The sequence below is a fragment of the Stappia sp. G46H5W genome (assembly GCF_058448995.1).
The window spans coordinates 410,825-429,073 of record NZ_JBZFLL010000005.1 but is presented as its reverse complement, the minus strand read 5'-3'; the positions used below and the strand labels follow the sequence as shown (position 1 = coordinate 429,073).

Sequence of the window (18,249 nt, the reverse complement as noted above, 5' to 3'; positions counted from 1 at the left end):
CTTCATCCATGTGTGAATTATCATCATTTCTGCTCATATTCCCGATCTGCTATGCGATGGTCAACGCCCGGCGCATCCATTTTGCGTGCCGGATTTTGCCCACCAGTCAGGTTCAAGCCCTCATGTCCGACGCCGCGGCGGCCCAGCCCGCTCCTTCCGAGCACTCGTCCCTCTACCCGTACGCCCGCAGCAACGTCGTTCGCCTCGCCATCGTTCAGGCGCTGGCTGGTGCGAACTCCGTCGTGGTCTTCGCCACCGGCGCGATCGTCGGGCATACGTTGGCACCGACCCCGGCACTGGCGACGCTGCCGATCACGATTTTCGTCGTCGGTATGGCCGCCTGCACCCTGCCCTCCGGCGCCATCGCCCAGCGCTACGGCCGGCGCGCGGCCTTCCTTGCCGGTACGGTTTGCGGTGTCCTGGTCGGCCTGCTGGCAGCGCTCGCCGTCATCATCGGCTCGTTCTGGCTGTTCTGCGCGGCGACGTTCTTCGGCGGCGCCTATGCGGCGGTTGTCCTCTCCTTCCGCTTCGCCGCCGCCGATTGCGTGCCGGCCGACAAGCGGCCCCGCGCCCTGTCGCTGGTCATGGCCGGCGGTGTCTTCGCTGGCGTCATCGGCCCGCAGCTGGTCACCCACACCATGTATCTGTGGATGCCCTACATGTTCGCCGCCACCTTCCTGGCGCAGGCGGGCGTGGCAGCGCTTTCCGCACTTATCCTCGCCGGCATCCGCCTGCCCAAGCCGACCGCCGCGGAACGCGCTGGCGGCCGGCCGCTCGGCCTGATCGCCCGCCAGCCGCGCTTCATCGTGGCGGTGGCCTGCGGCGTCGTCTCCTATCTCTTGATGAACTTCCTGATGACCGCCGCCCCGCTCGCCATGCAGCTCTGCGGCCTGTCGCAGGAATCCGCCAATCTCGGCCTGCAATGGCACGTCATCGCCATGTATGCGCCGAGCTTCTTCACCGGCAGCCTGATCACCCGCTACGGCGCGACCACCATCGTCGTCACCGGCCTTGCGCTGATCGGCGCCTCGGCCGTCGTCGGGCTGACCGGCGTCGAGGTGACCCAGTTCTGGGTGACGCTTGTCCTCCTGGGCCTTGGCTGGAACTTCGGCTTCATCGGCGCCTCCGCCATGGTGCTGGAATGCCACCGGCCGGAAGAGAAGACCCGCGTCCAGTCGCTGAACGACTTCGTCGTGTTCGGCACAATGGCCTTCGGCTCGCTGCTCTCCGGCGGCCTGCTCACGGCCTATGGCTGGAGCACGGTTCTGTGGTTATCCTTCGTGCCGCTGACCCTTGCCTTCATCGCCATCGCCGTCTCGCGCAGCTTTTCCCCCGCGCGCGGCTGACCGGAAGGCAAGCCGCCTACGGACAGGAACGACGCGATGCGCATCAACGACGATCTCGACCGACCGGTAACGGTCCATTCGGCTGAGCTCGACTGGATCGCCAGTCCCGCCGCCGGCGTCGAGCGCAAGATGCTCTACCGGGTGGGCGGGGAAATCGCCCGCGCCACCTCCCTCGTGCGCTACGCGCCCGGCAGCGCCTTTCCCGCGCACACCCATGACGGCGGCGAAGAGATCCTCGTGCTGGAGGGAACCTTCCAGGACGAGCACGGCGACTATCCGGCCGGCAGCTACTTCCGCAATCCCCCGGGCACCGCGCACAGCCCCGCCTCGGCCGAAGGCTGCGTCATCTTCGTTCGGCTCTGGCAGTTTCGCGGGTCCGACACCGCCCAGATCGTCCACCGCCCCGGCGAGGGCGATCCCGCCCCGCTGCGCAAAGGGGCCGCCGCCGCCCGCCTGCTGTTTGCCGATGCGGCCGAGCGGGTTGCGATCGAGGGCTGGCTGGGCGACACGGCCGTTGCGGTCGAGAACCCGCAAGGCCTTGAGATTCTCGTCATTTCCGGAAACCTTCAGGCCGATGGCGAGCCGCTTTCCGCCGGCAGTTGGTGCCGCCTGCCGGCGGGCATCGACTTCGCGGCGACGACCGGCCCGGATGGCGCATGCCTGTGGCTGAAGCACGCCCCGCTGCAGCACCCGGACGTGCTGGCGATGCCCGGCTGAGCGGCGATACGCTCGCCCGCACGACCGATCACCGGATTGTGATCCTGCACGCCTCGCGCACCGCGCGCCATGTGCCCATACCCTTGCTCCCGCACGCGAACCGCACGGAAAATTAAGCCCCTCGGGCTAGATTCTCGCGGTTGACCCGAGAAGGAGCTCCCGGCGTTGCGCCTGTCACCTGTGACATGGGCCGAAAGGATCCTGCCCGCCGCCCTTTTCGCGCGCGTGCAGCCTGTGCTTGCCCGCTGCGAGCGTATCCTCAACGGCGAACCGGACACTTCGCGCGCCCAGCGCATGGCGCTGTCGGTGTTCGCGATCCGCGTGCTCGGCGCCGTGCTCGCCTATGTCATGCAGGTCATCCTCGCCCGGCTGATGGGCGGCCACGAATACGGAATCTACGTCGTTGTCTGGACGCTGGTCGTGGTGCTGGGCATCTTCGCACCGCTCGGCTTCTCGTCCTCGGTGCTGCGGCTGATACCCGAATACCGGGCGCAGGGACACCACGGCCGCCTCCGCGCGCTGCTTGTCGGCAGCCGGCTGGCGGGCGGCCTTGCCGCCACCGGGATCGCCCTTGCGGGCATCCTGGCCGTGTGGCTCGCCGGCGACCTGATCGCCTCCCACTACGTACTGCCGCTGGCGCTGGGCGCCGTCTGCCTGCCGCTTTTCACCATCGGCAGCATCCAGGACGGCATCGCCCGCGCCCACGACTGGCCGCTTCTGGCCATGCTTCCGACCTTCATCTGGCGCCCGCTGGCGATCCTCGCCGGCATGGCCATTGCCATCTGGGCCGGCGTTCCCGCCACTGCGACCAATGCCTGCATCATCACGATCCTCGCCACCTGGGGCGTGGCGCTGGTGCAGATGCTGGTTCTCTCCCGCTCCCTGCCGCCCGCCCCGGCAGGCCGCCTGCTGCGCGGCGACTGGACCTTTCGCGACTGGCTGCGGATCTCGCTGCCGATCCTGCTGGTGGAGGGTTTCTTCCAGCTGATCACCAGCGCCGACGTGGTGATGGTCAGCCTGTGGGAGGACCCGCATCAGGTGGCGATCTACTTCGCCGCGTCCAAGACGCCGGCGCTTGCCCATTTCGTCTATTTCGCGGTGCGCTCGGCCACCGCCCATCGCTACTCGCACCTGTATCACGGCGGCGCGCGCGCGGAGCTCGGCGCCTTCGTCGCCGACACCGCCCGCTGGACCTTCTGGCCGACGCTGGCCATGTGCGTGCTGCTGGTGCCCGTCGGCCCGCTGCTGCTGTCGCTGTTCGGTCCGGACTTCATCAGCGGCTATCCGGCCATGCTGATCCTGCTGGCCGGCGTGCTCGCCCGTGCCTGCGTCGGTCCGGCCGACGCGCTTTTGACCATGGCGGACCAGCAGGGACGCTGCGCCCGGATCTATGCCCTCGCCTTCGTCCTGAACCTTGCGCTCAACATGACCCTGATCCCGCTGCTCGGCATCAACGGCGCGGCCATCGCCACCGCCGGCGCGATGATCTTCGAGGCCTGCGCCCTGCGCCACCAGGCGCGCCGCCATCTCGGCGTCGACCCGTTTATCCTCGCCCCGCGCGCCCCGCAGGCTGCACCGTGACACGGGGTGCCCGGCCCGCCCACGTCCCGGCAGGGTTAACCAAGGCTGAACGAAGCAGCTTCAATTGTCCCCGCTCTGTGGCATCTTCTGCCTCTGAAACCGACGGTTGCCCCCGACAGGGATCGGGACCGGCAGGCCGGCGGGCAAAGGAGCCGCAATGGCAATCGCCGAAGACGACAGGGCCGACGGCACGCGCACGACGGGATCCGGCGCCGAGCAGGCAGCACGCCCATCCGCTGCACGCGCCCGCCGTCGCAAGGACCCGCGCCAGCCGGCCTCGGCGGCATCCAGGGGCCAGCACCAGGAGCGGACGATGAACGCCCTCGTCTTTCGCGCCAGCGAGGCCGAAGCCCATCTGCCGCAGTGGCGCGCGCTCGCCGAGACCACGCTGGAGCCGAACCCCTTCTTCGGGCCCGATTTCCTGCTGCCCTATCTGGCGCATATGGAAACCGGCGACGTGCGCATCCTCGCCGTGCGCGATGCCGGCGACGGCAGCTTTCTTGCCCTTGCGCCCTTTCTGCGCCGCCGCGCCGGTCTTTTCGTTCCGGTGGCCAGCGCCTGCGCCAGCGACTACGGTCCGCTCGGCACTCCCCTGCTTGCCCCCTCCGCCGACAGCGCCACCTTGTCGCTGCTGCTGGACAAGGCGGCACTGGAGTTCGGCACCCAGACCTTCCTTGTCCCCTATCTGCGCACCGACGGGCCGGTCAGCGAGCTGTTCGACGACCTCGCCCGGCAAGCGGGCTGGCGCGTGGCCCGCACCGCCAGGGCCGTGCGCGCCGGTCACTCCGCGGGGCCGGCCGGCGAAGAGCAGTTCCGCCAGATCGGAACCCGCCGCCGCAGGGAGTTGGATCGCCAGTTGCGCCGGCTGGAGGAGGCGAATGCCACGGCCCGGTTCGACAGCCTGACGGATCCCGCCAGCGTCGGGGAAGCCTTCGAGAGATTTCTGGCTCTGGAAGCCTCGGGATGGAAGGGACGGCGCGGAACCGCGCTCGCGAGCACCCCGGAGCGCGCGGCCTTTGCCCGCGCCTTCATTTCCTCGCTGGCCGCAAGGGGACAGGTGCGCATCGACACGCTGGACGCAGGGAACGCGCCGGCCGCCATGCTGGTGACGGTGCGCGACCGTGACCGGACGTTTTCCTGGAAGATCGCCTATGACGAGCAGCTTGCGCGTTTCTCGCCGGGTGCGCAGCTGACCCGCCGGGCGATGCGTCGCAATCTCGACGAAGCCGGCTTTTCCGACGCGGATTCGCTTGCCATTCCGGACCATCCGATGATCGCGCCGCTGTGGCGCGGCTCGGTGCCCTTCGCCACGCTGGTGGTCTCGAAGGGAACAGGAGGCGCCCTGCGCGGCGCGCTTGCCCGGCTCGACATCGCCGCCAATCGCCGGCTTCGCAAACTGGCGCGCGCGCTGCTGGCCAGGGTGCGCAAGGGCCGCGGCTGAACCGCGCGATCGGGAGGGAGGATTACTCCTCGGTCTCCAGGCCGCCGCGCACCGTTTCCTCGCGCAGCAGGCGGCGGATGACCTTGCCCGTCGTGGTCATCGGCAGTTCGTCCACGAAGGCGATTTCCCGAGGATATTCATGCGCCGATAGCCGCGTGCGGACATGGTCGCGGATCTCCTCCTCGAGCGCGGTGTCGGGCGCAATGCCAGAGGTGGGCACGATGAAGGCCTTGACGATCTCCGTGCGCAGCGGGTCCGGCTTGCCGACGACGGCAGCCAGCGCCACCGCCGGATGCGACAGCAGACAATCCTCGATCTCGCCCGGGCCGATGCGATAGCCGGCCGAGGTGATGATGTCGTCGTCGCGCCCGACGAAGTGGACATATCCGTCCTCGTCGACCACGCCCTGGTCGCCGGTGGTCATCCAGTCGCCGATGAACTTGCCGAGCGTTGCCTCGTCCTGCCCCCAATAGCGCAGGAACATCACCGGATCGGGCCGGCGCACGGCGATCTGCCCCTGCACGCCCGGCGCCAGGACGCTGCCGTCCTCGCCGATCACCGCCACCTCGTGACCGGGCACCGGCTTGCCGATGGCGCCCGACCGGCTGACGCCGAGGGCCGCACACGAGGCCAGGATCGCATTGCATTCGGTCTGGCCGTAGAACTCGTTGACGGTGAGGCCGAGATCCTCGCGCGCCCAGTCGTAGGTCTCCCGGCCCAGCGCCTCGCCGGCGGAGCCGACGGTGCGCAGCGCCAGATCGAAGCGCGCGCGCGGATTGGCCACCGCACGCATCATCTTCAGCGCGGTCGGCGGGATGAAGGCATTGCGCACGGCAAACCGCTCGAGCAGCGCGAAGGCCCGCTCGGGATCGAACTTCTCGAAACGATAGGAGACGACCGGCACGCCGAGCGTCAAGGCCGGCAACAGCGCGTTGAGCAACCCGCCCGCCCAGGCCCAGTCGGCCGGGGTCCAGAACAGGTCACCCGGCTGCGGCAGGAACTCATGCGCCATCTGGATGCCGGGCAGATGGCCGGCGAGCACCCGGTGGCCGTGCAGCGCGCCCTTGGGCTGGCCCGTCGTGCCGGAGGTGTAGATCATCATCGCCGGATCGTCCGGGCCGGTCTCCGCGCAATCGAAGGAAGCCGCCCCTTGCGCCACCAGCGTGTCGAAACACAGGGCGCCGGGCGCCGCGCCGTCCGTGGACACGATCACGCGCAGCATGCCGAGCTCGTCGCGGATCTCCGACAGCTTGGCAAGCCCGGCCGCATCCGTGATCACCGCCGCCGCGCCGCTGTCGGCGAGCCGGTAACGCAGCGCGTCGACACCGAACAGATTGGCGAGGGGCACCGCGACGGCGCCGAGCTTGTAGACCGCAAGATGGCTGAGAAGCGTCTGCGGCGACTGCGGCAGCAGCAATGCCACCCGCTCGCCGCGGGTGATCCCTTGTGCCTTCAGGGCATTGGCAAGCCGCGAGGACGCCTCTTCGAGCCGGCCATAGGTCCAGCGCTCGATGCTGCCGTCCTCGCGAAGATGCAGCAGGGCCTCGCGCTCGGGCGCGCGGGCGGCAAAAGCGCTGCAGGCGACATCGGCGATGTTGTAGCGCGCCGGGATCCGCCAGCGGAATCCGGAAACGAGTGCCTCGTAGCTTTCGGCGCGCTCCAGCATCGTTCAAGCCGCCTCAGGGCTGCCCGGCCGGCCCGGCAAGCACCAGCGACCAGTACACCTTGTGCCGGGACCCGGGCGCGTAGGCCGTGGCGATGCCCATGCGGGTCGCCTTGCCGTCGAGCATCACCGCATTGTGCTTGGGCGAATCGCGCCAGCCGGAAAAGGCCTCGGCGACGGTCCGGTAGCCGGCGCTGACATTCTCCACCGCATAGGTCTTTTCCTCGCCGGCGGCCGCAAGGCGCACCGCAAGGCTGTTGCCGCGCTGAAGCGAGGCCTGGATGTCCTGGGCGCGGGCCATGGCGAGGGCCTGCTTCTGCGCCACCTGCATCAAGGACGGGTCGATGGTGAGCGAGCCTGCGCCGTTGGACTGGCGATAGCTGGTGATCATCTGCTGCGCCGCGGCCGCATCGACGGATGCGTCGACCCGGGCGAGGTCCTTGTAATAGGGCGGAACGACGTTGCGCTCCGGCATGCAGGCGGCGGCAAGCAACCCGACAAGGGCGACACAGCCGATACGAAGCCGAAAGGTCATGGGAGTCTCATAGCGTCCCGCGCGGCGCGGGGCGAGGAAAAATGAAGGGCGGCGGCCGCGCGGCGCCCTTTGACCATGCTGCCCGCTCGTGCCGGCCATGGTCAGGGGCGCAAGGATAGGCCCCTCCCCTTGAGAAAGCGTTGATGGGCGAACCGCCCACGACCCCGCCGCGGAAAACCTCCCGCGGCGGAGCCTGGAAGAGCGGTTCTCGAGGGGTCAGCGTTCGCTTGCCGCCAAAACATCCTCGAACGTGCGCAGGCCCGTGGTCGGCGCGCAGACCAGCACCGCCATGTTGCCGGGCGCGTGCTGGTTCTTCCACATCTTGGTGTGGGCACGCGGGATGTCCTCCCACGGGAAGACCTCGCTCATGCACGGATCGATCCGCCGGTCGATGACCGCCTTGTTGGCCTCCGAGGCCTGCTTGAGATGGGCGAAATGCGAGCCCTGGATGCGCTTCTGCCGCATCCAGACATAGCGGGCGTCGAAGGTCAGGTTGAAGCCGGTCGTGCCGGCGCAGAACACCACCATGCCGCCGCGCTTGACCACCAGGCAGGAGACCGGGAAGGTCGCCTCGCCGGGATGCTCGAACACCATGTCGACATCGTTGCCCTTGCCGGTGACCTCCCAGATCGCCTTGCCGAAGCGCCGTGCCTCCTTCAGCCACTCGTTGTATTCAGGCGAGTTGACCTTGGGCATCTGGCCCCAGCAGTTGAAGTCCTTGCGGTTGATCACGCCCTTGGCGCCGAGCGAGAGCACGTAGTCGCGCTTGTCCTCGTCGGAGATGACGCCGATGGCATTGGCCCCGGCCGCGGCCGCCAGCTGGATGCCGAAGACGCCGAGGCCGCCCGAGGCGCCCCACACCAGCACGTTCTGGCCCGGGCGCAGCTGGTGCGGCGCGTGGCCGAACAGCATGCGGTAGGCAGTGGCCAGCGTCAGCGTGTAACAGGCCGCCTCCTCCCAGGTCAGATGCTTGGGACGCGGCATCAGCTGCTGCGACTGCACGCGGCAGAACTGCGAGAACGAGCCGTCCGGCGTCTCGTAGCCCCAGATCCGCTGGGTCGGCGAGAACATCGGGTCGCCGCCGTTGCACTCCTCGTCGTCGCCGTCGTCCTGATTGCAGTGAATGACGACCTCGTCGCCGACCTTCCAGCGCTTCACCTTGGAGCCGACCGCCCAGACGATGCCCGAGGCATCGGATCCGGCGATGTGATAGGCCTCGTCATGCACCTTGAAGACCGAGATCGGCTCGCCGAGACCGGCCCAGATGCCGTTGTAGTTGACGCCGGCCGCCATCACGAGGACCAGAACCTCGTTGCTGTCGAGCTCCCAGGTGGGAACCACTTCCAGCTTCATCGCCTCTTCCGGCGGCCCGTGCCGGTCGGGCCGGATGGTCCAAGCATACATCGACTTCGGCACATGGCCGAGCGGCGGGATCTCGCCGATCTCGTAAAGGTCCTTCACCGGGCGATCCTCCGCCTCGCGATTGTCGTTTGCCTGCTGAGCATTGCCCATATCGCGCATGTCCTCCCGTTATGTCGCCGGCAGGTGCAGCAAGGGCCGAGACCGCCGCCGCACCGCCTTTCAGGTTTTCGCCCCCCGCGTCCTCTCCGGCGTCCCGTCCGCCCGTCCGGCGGAGGCCCGGATCGTTGCCGGCGCGAGGTCGTCGACCGCCCGTCCCTTGCGGCCGATTGCTGCGACGCATCATTCCGAAAGAGGAAGATACGCCCCCCTCGCGAAACTATCGTACCAAAAACAGGCGTTCCGCTATTGGACTATTGCTTAATTGGCGCGTTTGCCCAAGAGTGTTTTTGCATCGCACCTAGAAATAGTGCGTTGCGGGCGCGGGAGGCGCGCTTGATTTCGGGAGGATGGCGCCCCGTCTCAGGACGAGGAGCTTGAGGAAAATCAGGAAGATGCCCGGTCATGCGGACCCCATTGGGCACCGCCGCGGGCACGAAGCTTGCGAGGAGTGTTTCCATGGGCGACAGAGCGACCCCCGGCACGGAACCGGCGACGAAGAGCGCGGGCGGGGCGACACCGGCCCGGCGCGACAGGCCCTGGATCTTCCGCACCTATGCCGGCCATTCGAGCGCGCAGGAGTCCAACGAGCTCTATCGCCGCAACCTCGCCAAGGGCCAGACGGGCCTGTCCGTCGCCTTCGACCTGCCGACCCAGACCGGCTACGACCCGGACCATCCGCTGGCGCGCGGCGAGGTCGGCAAGGTCGGCGTGCCGATTGCCCATCTCGGCGACATGCGGGCGCTGTTCGACCGCATCCCGCTGGAACAGATGAATACGTCGATGACGATCAACGCCACGGCTCCCTGGCTGCTGGCGCTCTACGTCGCGGCCGCCGACGAGCAGGGCGCCGACCGGGCCGAACTGGCCGGCACGACGCAGAACGACATCATCAAGGAATACCTGTCGCGCGGCACCTATGTGTTTCCGCCCGCGCCCTCGCTGCGGCTGACCCGCGACGTCATCGCCTGGACCTACGGCGCCATGCCGAAGTGGAACCCGATGAACGTGTGCTCCTACCACCTGCAGGAAGCCGGGGCGACGCCGGTGCAGGAGCTCTCCTTCGCGCTGGCGACCGCGATCGCCATTCTCGACGAGGTGAAGGCATCGGGGGCGATCCCGCCGGGCGACTTCCCGCAGGCGGTCGGCCGCATCTCCTTCTTCGTCAATGCCGGCATGCGCTTCATCACCGAGATCTGCAAGATGCGCGCCTTCGCCGAGCTGTGGGACGAGATCTGCCTGACCCGCTACGGCGTCGAAGACGAGCGCTACCGCCGCTTCCGCTACGGCGTGCAGGTCAACTCGCTCGGGCTGACCGAGCAGCAGCCGGAAAACAACGTCTACCGCATCCTCATCGAGGCGCTGGCCGTGGTGCTGTCGAAGAACGCCCGCGCCCGCGCGGTGCAGCTGCCGGCCTGGAACGAGGCGCTGGGCCTGCCGCGCCCCTTCGACCAGCAATGGTCGCTGCGCGTGCAGCAGATCCTTGCCTACGAGACCGACCTGCTGGAGTTCGAGGACATCTTCGACGGCTCCTCGGTGATCGGCGAAAGGGTCGAGGCGCTGAAGAGCGAGGCGCGCGAGGAGCTCGCCCGGATCGAGGAGATGGGCGGCGCCGTCGCGGCGGTGGAATCGAGCTACATGAAGCAGGCGCTGGTCGCCTCCAACGCCGCCCGTCTTGCCGCCATCGAGGCGGGTGAGCAGGTGGTGGTCGGCGTCAACCGTTTCACCGAAAGCGAGCCCTCGCCGCTCGCCACCGGCGAGGACGGCGGCATCCTGACCGTGCCCGAGCATGTGGAGGCGGACGCCATTGCCACGCTCAAGGCCTGGCGCGAGGCGCGCGACGAAGGTGCCGTGGCGGGCGCCATCGCCGCGCTGAAGCAGGCGGCAAGCGAGGGCACCAACATCATGGAGCCGTCGATTGCGGCGGCGAAGGCCGGCGTCACCACCGGCGAATGGGGCGCGGCACTGCGCGAGGTGTTCGGCGAATACCGGGCCCCGACCGGCGTCGGCAAGGCGGCGCGCGCCGACGCGGAGGACCTTGCCCCGGTGCGGGCAGCGGTGGAGAGCGTGTCGGCGAAGCTCGGCCGCCGGCTGAAGTTCCTGGTCGGCAAGCCCGGCCTCGACGGCCATTCCAACGGCGCGGAACAGATCGCCGTGCGCGCACGCGACTGCGGCATGGAAGTCGTCTACGAGGGCATCCGCCTGACCCCGGCGCAGATCGTCAACGCCGCGCTGGAGGAGGACGTCCACGTCATCGGCCTGTCGATCCTGTCCGGCTCGCACCTTGCCCTGGTGCGCGACGTGATGGACCGCCTGCGCGCGTCCGGCATCGACGATATCCCGGTGGTCGTCGGCGGCATCATTCCCGAGGAAGACGCCGCCAGTCTGCGGGCGATGGGCGTTGCCGCTGTCTACACGCCGAAGAACTTCCAGCTTACCGACATCATGAAGGAAGTGGTGGAGATCGTCGGCTCACGCGCGGAAGCGGCTGCGTGAAGGGATTGGGGCGAGAGGGGCTTCCTTGCCGCGTCTCGCCCTCTAAGGCCTTTCCCGGGCTTAACCGCGTTCGAGTGCGGTTGTAAACTTCCCGCCGGAGTGGCGTTGTCCGCTCGTTTCCGGGGGGAAACAGACATTGCCTTTTTATATTCGCAAATCCGTATCTGCGGGCCCGTTTCGTTTCAATTTTTCCAAGGGCGGTGTGGGTCTATCGGTGGGCGTTCGAGGCCTGCGCGTGGGCACGGGACCACGCGGTCACTACATTCATGCCGGACGGGGCGGCCTCTATTACAGATCTTCCATAAAGCCGGCCGGGACCAGCTCGGCAGAACGTAACTCGCCGCCAGCGCTCCGTCCGGACATGGCACCCGAGGCGACCGGCTCGGACGATGTCGAGATGATCGAGATCGAGTCTGCCGACGTTCTCGGAATGCGCGACGAAACGTTCGGGCACCTGCTCGACGAGATCAATCGCAAAAGCGGACAAATGAAAATGTCGTCCGCATTCTGCTGGACCGCGATAGGCGTCGCGCTCCTCGCCGGATTCGCGTCTGGAGGCGCTGGATTTCTCTTCGGACTGGCTGCAATCCCGGGCTGGATGATCGGACGCTGGCTCGATTCCTATCGCCGAAGCTCGGTCCTCTACTACGACCTCGAGGGTGATGCAGAAGTTGCTTATCGGCAATTGGTCGAGGGTTTCGATAGCCTGCAGGCGTGCAAAGGCAAATGGCACATTGAGGAAAGCGGGGCCGTTACGAGCGATGTCACGAGAAAGCGCAATGCCGGTGCGTCTCATCTGGTGAAACGGAAACCAACATCGCTTTCCTACTCGCTGCCCGATGTGATCAAGAGCAACCTGACGCCACCCGCCCTCGGCGTTGGAAAGCAGACCCTGTTCTTCATGCCGGACACCATACTAGTACAGGATGGCTCGCGCTTCGGCGCGGTCCCCTACAACGACCTGAGGGTGCACAGGAGCAACAGCCGCTTCATCGAGGATGGCGCGGTGCCCGCGGACGCCCAGGTCGTTGGCCAAACCTGGAAACACCCCAACAAAAACGGAGGACCGGATCGTCGGTTTCGGGACAACCGTCAGCTGCCGATTTGCCTTTACGAAAGCATCCAACTGCGGAGCGCGACGGGCCTCAACGAGCTCGTGGAGTTTTCGCAAGCGGGCAAGGGTTTGGGGCTCGAAAACGGATGCCGTCAACTCGCCAGGCTGCCCAGAGGTAGAACGAGCGACGCATCGCTCATTCCAGAGCCGGACGGACAGCCCACCTCACAGGAGCTGATCCAACCTCACCTGCCACCAAGAAAAAGCAAAACGGCAAGGCGCTTGATCCTTACCGCGCTTGCGCTTCTCCTCGGCCTTCCGCTTCTTGCCGCACTCATACCGGAAAGGGCAGCCATCGACACCGGCCAGGGGTCGGCAGCAACCATCGTTGTACCGGCGGCGACATCAGACACCGAACCTCCCGCGGCTACGCAAGCACCCTCCCACATCGAAAGTCAGCCTTCCGAAAACCGAGAGGCGGACGCCCCTCTTCTGGTTACCAAGACAGCCGTAAATCTGCGCGCAGGACCCAGCACCCTTACGAATATACTGATGACAGTCCCCAAGGGGGGCGTGGTCAAACGTCTTGGCCAAAGGGACGGCTGGAGCAATGTAGAGACACAGACGGGAATGACCGGCTGGATGTCCAGCGAGTTTCTTGTTGGCAATTAACTGCCCCAGCCTCAGCGCCCTTTGCCGCCCTCGCCCTGTCCGGCCGTCAGACTTATTTCTGCAGCTCGCCCTTGAGCCAGCGGCGCCACTGCGAGCGGGTACCGAAGAAGACGTTGCGGTCGACATTGCCGTTGATGCCGTCGACGCGGCCTTCCGCCGTGTACTGCCAGAACACCCAGTTCTGCCGCTTCTCGTACTTGCGGTCCGGGTGGCTTGCCACCGAGCGCAGCCAGAAATCGTAATTGTGCTTGGCATCGACCAGCCGGTCGCGGTGGAAATCGACGGAGGAGTAGATCACCGGACGCTTGCCGTAATGCGCTTCCACCCGCTCCAGGAAGTAGCGCATGTCGCGGATGACCTGTTCGCGCGGCGGCCGGTCGCGGCAGGTGCGCGAATGGGCGTTCCACTCCATGTCCAGCACCGGAGGCAGCGCGTCCGGGTCGACCGGCACGTTCTGGATGAACCAGGCAACCTGTTCCTCCACCGGCCGACAGAAATAGTAGAAGTGATAGGCGCCGCGCGGCACGCCGGCCGCCTTGGCCTGCACCCAGTTGTCCATGAACTTGGGATCGAGATAGTCGCCGCCTTCGGTCGACTTGATCCAGGCGAACTCCGTGCCGGCCCGCTTCACCCGGTGCCAGTCGATATCGCCCTGGTAGCGGGCGACGTCGATGCCATGGATGGCGAAGTCCTCCGGTGTCGGATCCGGAAAGTCGAAGGCCGCGCAGGACGCCATAAACAGGGTACAGAACAGGATCAGCACGCGCGCAATCATCGCTCTCTCTTTGGTCCAAAGCCCCCTTTCAACCGGGACCGGACATTATGGCCAAAGCGTTAAGGAAGCGCTTACCAATTGAGCGAAGCGAAAATGAGATGAGGCCAAACCTTACGGTTTGGCCTCACAAGATCGTGATCGAAACGTCCCGAAAGCCTCAGCCGAGCGGCGGGATGCGCAGCACCTGGCCCGGGTAGATTTTGTCCGGATCCGACAGCATCGGCTTGTTGGCCTCGAAGATGGCGGTGTACTTGGAGCCGTCGCCGTAAGCCTTCTTGGCAACGGCCCACAGCGTGTCGCCCTTCTCCACCGTGTGGAAGCCGGCTTCCGGCGCGCTGTCCGCGACCGCGATCTCTTCTTCGACCTTGGCGACGCCCAGCACGTTGCCGGCGGCCAGGATCAGCTTCTCGCGCGCTTCCTGCGTCGGGGCCGCGCCGGCGATCTTCACCGTGTCGCCGGACACCTCGACCTTGACGTCGCCGTCGAGACCGAGCGCGGCCACTTCCTTCTCGATGGCTGCAGCCGCATCGGCCTCCGGCTCGTCGCTGCCCCACAGGGACTTGCCCGCATCCTTCACGAAATCAAAAAAGCCCATGTGACGGCTCCCCTTTGTCCTGCCTCAGCACGGCCCGTGCCGTGCCCACTCAAACGACGCGGCATGTGCCGCGCCTTTCGACACCAGTGTCGGCCCCAGTCATTACCGCCCGCAAGCGCCAATTCATGTGACAGGCAGCACACAAATCCGCCTCGCGCGCGAAAGCCCGGCCTTGCACGCCGGGTCCGCAACTGGCAATCAGGCAGGAAGCCGTCCAGGCTCCGTCCCGTCCTGCCCAGATCCGGATCGCCCATGACCGACCGCCTGACCATCGCCACCTGGAACATCAACTCGGTGCGGCTGCGCCTGCCGATCGTCGAGAAGCTGATCCTCGACCATGCGCCGGACGTGATCTGCCTGCAGGAAACCAAGTGCGCCGACGGCAACTTCCCGCTCTCCGCCTTCCGCAAGCTCGGCTACGAGCATATCGCGATCAAGGGCCAGAAGGGCTATCACGGGGTCGCGACGATCTCCCGCCGCCCGTTCCTCGACGAAGAGCGGATCGACTACTGCACCAAGGGCGACAGCCGGCATCTTTCGACCGGCATTCCCTTTGCCGGCGACCGCTTCACGCTGCAGAACTTCTATGTGCCGGCCGGCGGCGACGAGCCGGATCCCGAGATCAACGACAAGTTCGCCCACAAGCTCGCCTTTCTCGACGAGATGGCCGACCGCTTCGCCTCGATCTCCGGCAACGCCATGATCGTCGGCGATCTCAACGTGGCGCCCTACGAACACGATGTGTGGTCGCACAAGCAGCTGCTTAAGATCGTCAGCCACACGCCCATCGAATGCGAGAAGCTGGAGGCAGTGCGCACCGCTGCGGGCCTCACCGACGTGATGCGCGCCTTCGTGCCGCTGGAGGAAAAGCTCTACACCTGGTGGAGCTACCGCGCGAAGGACTGGTCGGCCGCCGACAAGGGCCGCCGGCTCGACCATGTGTGGGCGAACCCGGCACTGGCCGGCCAGGCGGTCTCCATGCAGGTGCTGCGCGATGCCCGCGGCTGGCAGCAACCGTCCGACCACGCGCCGGTCCTGGTGCGGCTGGAGGCTTGAAGCCGCCTCCAGCCTCCTTGGCACGCCTTGCCCTTATGGGCGGATGATCACCTTGCCCTGGACCTTGCGGTCGGCAAGCTCGCGCAGCGCCCTTGCCGTTTCCTCGATCGGATAGACCGCATGCAGGTGCGGCCGGATCCGCCCCTCGCGCATCCAGGCAAGCAGCTGCTCCATGTTGTCGCGATGCGCCTCCGGCTCGCGCACGATGGCATCGCCCCAGAATACGCCGAGCACGTCGCAGCCCTTCAGCATGACCAGATTGAGCGGCAGCTTCGGGATCTGGCCGGCGGCGAAGCCGATGACCAGATAGCGGCCGCGCCAGCCGGTGGCGCGCAGCGCCGCCTCGGCAAGATCTCCGCCGACCGGGTCGTAGACCACATCGACACCGCTGCCATCGGTCAGCTGCTTAAGCCGCGTCTTCAGGTCTTCTTGCGTGTAGTTGACCAGGATGTCGGCGCCGTGGGCGCGGGCCAGCTCCAGCTTTTCCGCGCTGGAGGCGCAGGCGATCACCCGCGCGCCCATCGCCTTGGCGATCTCGACCGCGGCAAGACCGACGCCTCCCGAGGCACCTAGCACGGCCACCGTCTCGCCCGGCTCCAGCCGCGCCCGATCGCGGAAGGCATGCAGCGAGGTGCCGTAGGTGACCGAAAGACCGGCCGCCGCCTCGTCGGAGACCTCGTCGGGCAGGGCGACCAGATCGTCCTCAGTGGCGATCACCGCGCCGCGCACCGCGCCCCATCGCACATAGCCCATCACCCGGTCGCCCGGCTCGAAGGCCTCGATCCCCTCGCCCGTCTCCAGCACCCGGCCGGCAAACTCGGCGCCCGGCGAGAACGGCAGCTCGGGCCGGAACTGGTACTTGCCCTCGATGATCAGCGTGTCGAAGAAGTTGAGCGCCGCCGCGCTCACCTCCACCAGCAGTTCGCCCGGCCCGGGCGACGGCATCTCGATGTCCCGCAGGACAAGGTCCTCGGGCGCGCCGAGGCGTTCGCACAAAACGGCTTTCACACAAGTTTCCCCCAATGTTTCCCCAAGTTTCGCCTAGCACGGGATCAAGGTCCGGAAAAGCCGTGAAACTCGTCAATCTTGTCAGGGCGGCGCCCAGCCGCTATCTCCGGTCACCTGCGGTTGCTCGGCCGTTCGCGGGCACAACGACAAGGAGGTCGCAAGGACCATGCGCGGTTACTTCGCCGTCGGGGCGGAAGGCATTTCGAAGCAGATGAACCTGGGCAACCTGATGCGCTCGGCGCATGCCTTCGGGGCGAGCTTCTTCTTCACCGTCGATGCCGACAAGAGGATCCGCAAGGCTCCCGCGTCCGATACCTCCAAGAGCACCGGCCACCTGCCGCTGTTCCACTGGCCCTCGATCGAGGAAATGGACCTGCCGCAGGGCTGCCAGCTGGTCGGCGTCGAACTGACCGACGAGGCGGTCGACCTGCCGAGCTTCATGCACCCGCTGCAGGCGGCCTATATCCTCGGCCCCGAGCGCGGATCGCTCTCGCCGGAAATGCAGGCGGCCTGCCAGCACATCATCAAGATCCCGACGAAGTTCTGCCTGAACATCGCGATTGCCGGCGCCGTGGTACTCTATGACCGCCACCGGGTGCACGGGCAATATGCCGAGCGCCCGCTGACGGCCGGAGGCCCGAAGGCTCCCCGGCCGGCGCACAAGCACGGCGGGCCGATCATGCGCACGGGGCGCAAGATCCCCGGCCAGACCGGCTGAACCGAACGGAAAAAGAGGGATAGGGGCTCAGCGCCGGGCGCGCGAACGCGCCACCCGGCCGAGCGTCAGCAGCACGTCGCCGACCAGCGCCTCGGCCAGCGCCGGCGACTTGCGCGCCGCCGCCACCGCATCCGCCAGCCGCTCGCCCGCCTTGGCCAGATCGTCCCCCGACCACAGCGAGAGCTCGCGCGAAACAAGGTCCCGCCGTTTGTAGAAGATCGGCGGGCGCGCCTGCTCGACGACGCGGGCCGGCGGCACGCCGCGGTCGACCTCTGCCCTTGCGCGGGCAAGAAACTGGAAATGGCGCAGCGCCGCCGAGGCGATCATGTCCGCGCGCTGGCCGCTGGCCGACAGCCGCTCCAGCCCGTGGTCGAGCTTGCCGAGATCGCCGAGCGCAGCCGCATCGATCAACTCGTCGACGGCAAAGGCCGAGGCATCGCCGATCACCGCCTCGACATCGGCAAGGTCGATGCGCTCGCGGCCATAGGCATAAAGGCAGAGCTTGCGCACCTCGCCGCGGCTCGCCAGCCGGTCGGCGCCCAGCAGCCCCATCAGCGCCTGCCGCGCCTCGCGGCTGATCGCAAGGCCGGCCTCGCGCAATTCGCCGTCGATGACACGCTCCAGATCGCGCACCTCGTCGCCATAGCACGGGATCGCCACCGCCTTGCGGTCGCGCTCGAACTTGCCCCGAAGGCCGGTCCCCTTCTTGAGATCGCCCGCCTCGATGACCACGAGCGCGCTTTCCGCACGCTGCTCGCCGAACAGCGGGTCGACGGCCGGCGTCAGGTTCTTGCCCGCCCCGTCGCGCAGCCACACCACGCGGCGGCCACCGAACAGCGGCACCGTCGAGGCCTCGTCGATCAGCCGCGCGGGGTCCGAGACCACCTCGCCCGCATCCAGGCGGACGAGCGAAAAGGGGTCGTCGACGCCGCCGGAAGCACGCGTCACCAGCGCCTGGGCACGTTCCGACACGAGCCCGGTGTCGGGCCCGAAAACGAGGATCAGGGAGACGTCGGCCGGCGGATCGGCGATGAAACGGTCGATCTCGCCGGCCTTGAGCGCGACCATCGCGGA

At 67.3% G+C, this 18,249-nt stretch carries 15 protein-coding genes and 1 pseudogene; 9 read left to right on the top strand and 7 right to left on the bottom strand.

Features of this window, described 5'->3' with window-relative positions; all coding sequences use genetic code 11:
* Positions 1–122 precede the first annotated feature (122 nt).
* From ACVJ6E_RS17625 to ACVJ6E_RS17610, 4 genes are all read left to right on the top strand, one after another.
* The gene (locus ACVJ6E_RS17625) at positions 123–1,346 is read left to right on the top strand and encodes an MFS transporter (protein WP_120270081.1); all 1,224 of its coding nucleotides are present in this window, start codon (positions 123–125) and stop codon (positions 1,344–1,346) included.
* A 36-nt stretch (positions 1,347–1,382) separates the two neighbouring features.
* Entirely contained in the window at positions 1,383–2,063 is a 681-nt protein-coding gene (locus tag ACVJ6E_RS17620; RefSeq protein ID WP_120270080.1) for a cupin domain-containing protein, read from the top strand.
* A gap of 165 nt (positions 2,064–2,228) precedes the next feature.
* Entirely contained in the window at positions 2,229–3,644 is a 1,416-nt protein-coding gene (locus ACVJ6E_RS17615; RefSeq protein WP_120270079.1) for a lipopolysaccharide biosynthesis protein, read from the top strand.
* A gap of 157 nt (positions 3,645–3,801) precedes the next feature.
* Entirely contained in the window at positions 3,802–5,085 is a 1,284-nt protein-coding gene (locus ACVJ6E_RS17610) for a GNAT family N-acetyltransferase (protein ID WP_120270078.1), read from the top strand.
* A 22-nt stretch (positions 5,086–5,107) separates the two neighbouring features.
* Here the strand turns inward: ACVJ6E_RS17610 and ACVJ6E_RS17605 are convergent, their stop codons facing one another.
* From ACVJ6E_RS17605 to ccrA, 3 genes are all read right to left on the bottom strand, one after another.
* On the bottom strand, positions 5,108–6,751 hold the full coding sequence (locus ACVJ6E_RS17605; RefSeq protein ID WP_120270077.1) for an acyl-CoA synthetase: 1,644 nt from the start codon (positions 6,749–6,751) through the stop codon (positions 5,108–5,110).
* Positions 6,752–6,764: 13 nt separating this feature from the next.
* On the bottom strand, positions 6,765–7,283 hold the full coding sequence (locus tag ACVJ6E_RS17600) for a CAP domain-containing protein (RefSeq protein WP_208996828.1): 519 nt from the start codon (positions 7,281–7,283) through the stop codon (positions 6,765–6,767).
* Between the two features lie 216 nt (positions 7,284–7,499).
* Positions 7,500–8,795, bottom strand: a complete 1,296-nt coding sequence (gene ccrA, locus ACVJ6E_RS17595; RefSeq protein WP_120270076.1) for a crotonyl-CoA carboxylase/reductase — start codon at positions 8,793–8,795, stop codon at positions 7,500–7,502.
* A 465-nt stretch (positions 8,796–9,260) separates the two neighbouring features.
* Between ccrA and ACVJ6E_RS17590 the strand changes: the two genes are divergently transcribed.
* From ACVJ6E_RS17590 to ACVJ6E_RS17580, 3 genes and pseudogenes are all read left to right on the top strand, one after another.
* Positions 9,261–11,297 (top strand): protein meaA, encoded by a 2,037-nt coding sequence (locus tag ACVJ6E_RS17590; protein ID WP_120270075.1) that lies wholly within the window; start codon positions 9,261–9,263, stop codon positions 11,295–11,297.
* A 136-nt stretch (positions 11,298–11,433) separates the two neighbouring features.
* A pseudogene (locus ACVJ6E_RS17585) lies at positions 11,434–11,580 on the top strand (DUF4236 domain-containing protein); the annotation flags it as partial.
* Between the two features lie 114 nt (positions 11,581–11,694).
* The gene (locus tag ACVJ6E_RS17580) at positions 11,695–13,023 is read left to right on the top strand and encodes an SH3 domain-containing protein (RefSeq protein ID WP_491676505.1); all 1,329 of its coding nucleotides are present in this window, start codon (positions 11,695–11,697) and stop codon (positions 13,021–13,023) included.
* Between the two features lie 52 nt (positions 13,024–13,075).
* Here the strand turns inward: ACVJ6E_RS17580 and ACVJ6E_RS17575 are convergent, their stop codons facing one another.
* A complete protein-coding gene (locus tag ACVJ6E_RS17575) occupies positions 13,076–13,798 on the bottom strand; it encodes a glycoside hydrolase family 25 protein (protein ID WP_120270073.1) in 723 nt (240 codons plus the stop codon).
* 157 nt (positions 13,799–13,955) lie between these two features.
* Entirely contained in the window at positions 13,956–14,393 is a 438-nt protein-coding gene (gene lysM, locus ACVJ6E_RS17570) for a peptidoglycan-binding protein LysM (RefSeq protein WP_120270072.1), read from the bottom strand.
* A gap of 252 nt (positions 14,394–14,645) precedes the next feature.
* On the opposite strand from lysM, the gene ACVJ6E_RS17565 reads away from it, so the two are divergent.
* Positions 14,646–15,449 (top strand): exodeoxyribonuclease III, encoded by an 804-nt coding sequence (locus tag ACVJ6E_RS17565; RefSeq protein ID WP_120270071.1) that lies wholly within the window; start codon positions 14,646–14,648, stop codon positions 15,447–15,449.
* Positions 15,450–15,482: 33 nt separating this feature from the next.
* Here ACVJ6E_RS17565 and ACVJ6E_RS17560 read toward each other — a convergent pair whose 3' ends face one another.
* Positions 15,483–16,457 carry an NADPH:quinone oxidoreductase family protein gene (locus ACVJ6E_RS17560; protein ID WP_120270070.1) on the bottom strand — a complete coding sequence of 325 codons (975 nt, stop codon included), beginning with the start codon at positions 16,455–16,457 and terminating at the stop codon, positions 15,483–15,485.
* Between the two features lie 166 nt (positions 16,458–16,623).
* Here ACVJ6E_RS17560 and ACVJ6E_RS17555 point away from each other — a divergent pair, with 166 nt between their 5' ends.
* Entirely contained in the window at positions 16,624–17,175 is a 552-nt protein-coding gene (locus ACVJ6E_RS17555; RefSeq protein ID WP_120270069.1) for an RNA methyltransferase, read from the top strand.
* Positions 17,176–17,202: 27 nt separating this feature from the next.
* On the opposite strand, the gene holA is transcribed toward ACVJ6E_RS17555, so the two are convergent.
* Complete coding sequence (holA, locus tag ACVJ6E_RS17550) at positions 17,203–18,243, bottom strand: DNA polymerase III subunit delta (RefSeq protein WP_120270068.1); 1,041 nt, start codon at positions 18,241–18,243, stop codon at positions 17,203–17,205.
* Positions 18,244–18,249: the final 6 nt, after the last annotated feature.

Coding starts and splice junctions, on each gene's coding strand:
- ACVJ6E_RS17610 (WP_120270078.1), top strand. CDS start 3,802: ATGGCAATCGCCGAAGACGACAGGGCCGACGGCACGCGCACGACGGGA.
- ACVJ6E_RS17625 (WP_120270081.1), top strand. CDS start 123: ATGTCCGACGCCGCGGCGGCCCAGCCCGCTCCTTCCGAGCACTCGTCC.
- ACVJ6E_RS17590 (WP_120270075.1), top strand. CDS start 9,261: ATGGGCGACAGAGCGACCCCCGGCACGGAACCGGCGACGAAGAGCGCG.
- ccrA (WP_120270076.1), bottom strand. CDS start 8,795: ATGGGCAATGCTCAGCAGGCAAACGACAATCGCGAGGCGGAGGATCGC.
- holA (WP_120270068.1), bottom strand. CDS start 18,243: ATGGTCGCGCTCAAGGCCGGCGAGATCGACCGTTTCATCGCCGATCCG.
- ACVJ6E_RS17565 (WP_120270071.1), top strand. CDS start 14,646: ATGACCGACCGCCTGACCATCGCCACCTGGAACATCAACTCGGTGCGG.
- ACVJ6E_RS17605 (WP_120270077.1), bottom strand. CDS start 6,751: ATGCTGGAGCGCGCCGAAAGCTACGAGGCACTCGTTTCCGGATTCCGC.
- ACVJ6E_RS17555 (WP_120270069.1), top strand. CDS start 16,624: ATGCGCGGTTACTTCGCCGTCGGGGCGGAAGGCATTTCGAAGCAGATG.
- lysM (WP_120270072.1), bottom strand. CDS start 14,393: ATGGGCTTTTTTGATTTCGTGAAGGATGCGGGCAAGTCCCTGTGGGGC.
- ACVJ6E_RS17580 (WP_491676505.1), top strand. CDS start 11,695: ATGATCGAGATCGAGTCTGCCGACGTTCTCGGAATGCGCGACGAAACG.
- ACVJ6E_RS17620 (WP_120270080.1), top strand. CDS start 1,383: ATGCGCATCAACGACGATCTCGACCGACCGGTAACGGTCCATTCGGCT.
- ACVJ6E_RS17600 (WP_208996828.1), bottom strand. CDS start 7,283: ATGACCTTTCGGCTTCGTATCGGCTGTGTCGCCCTTGTCGGGTTGCTT.
- ACVJ6E_RS17575 (WP_120270073.1), bottom strand. CDS start 13,798: ATGATTGCGCGCGTGCTGATCCTGTTCTGTACCCTGTTTATGGCGTCC.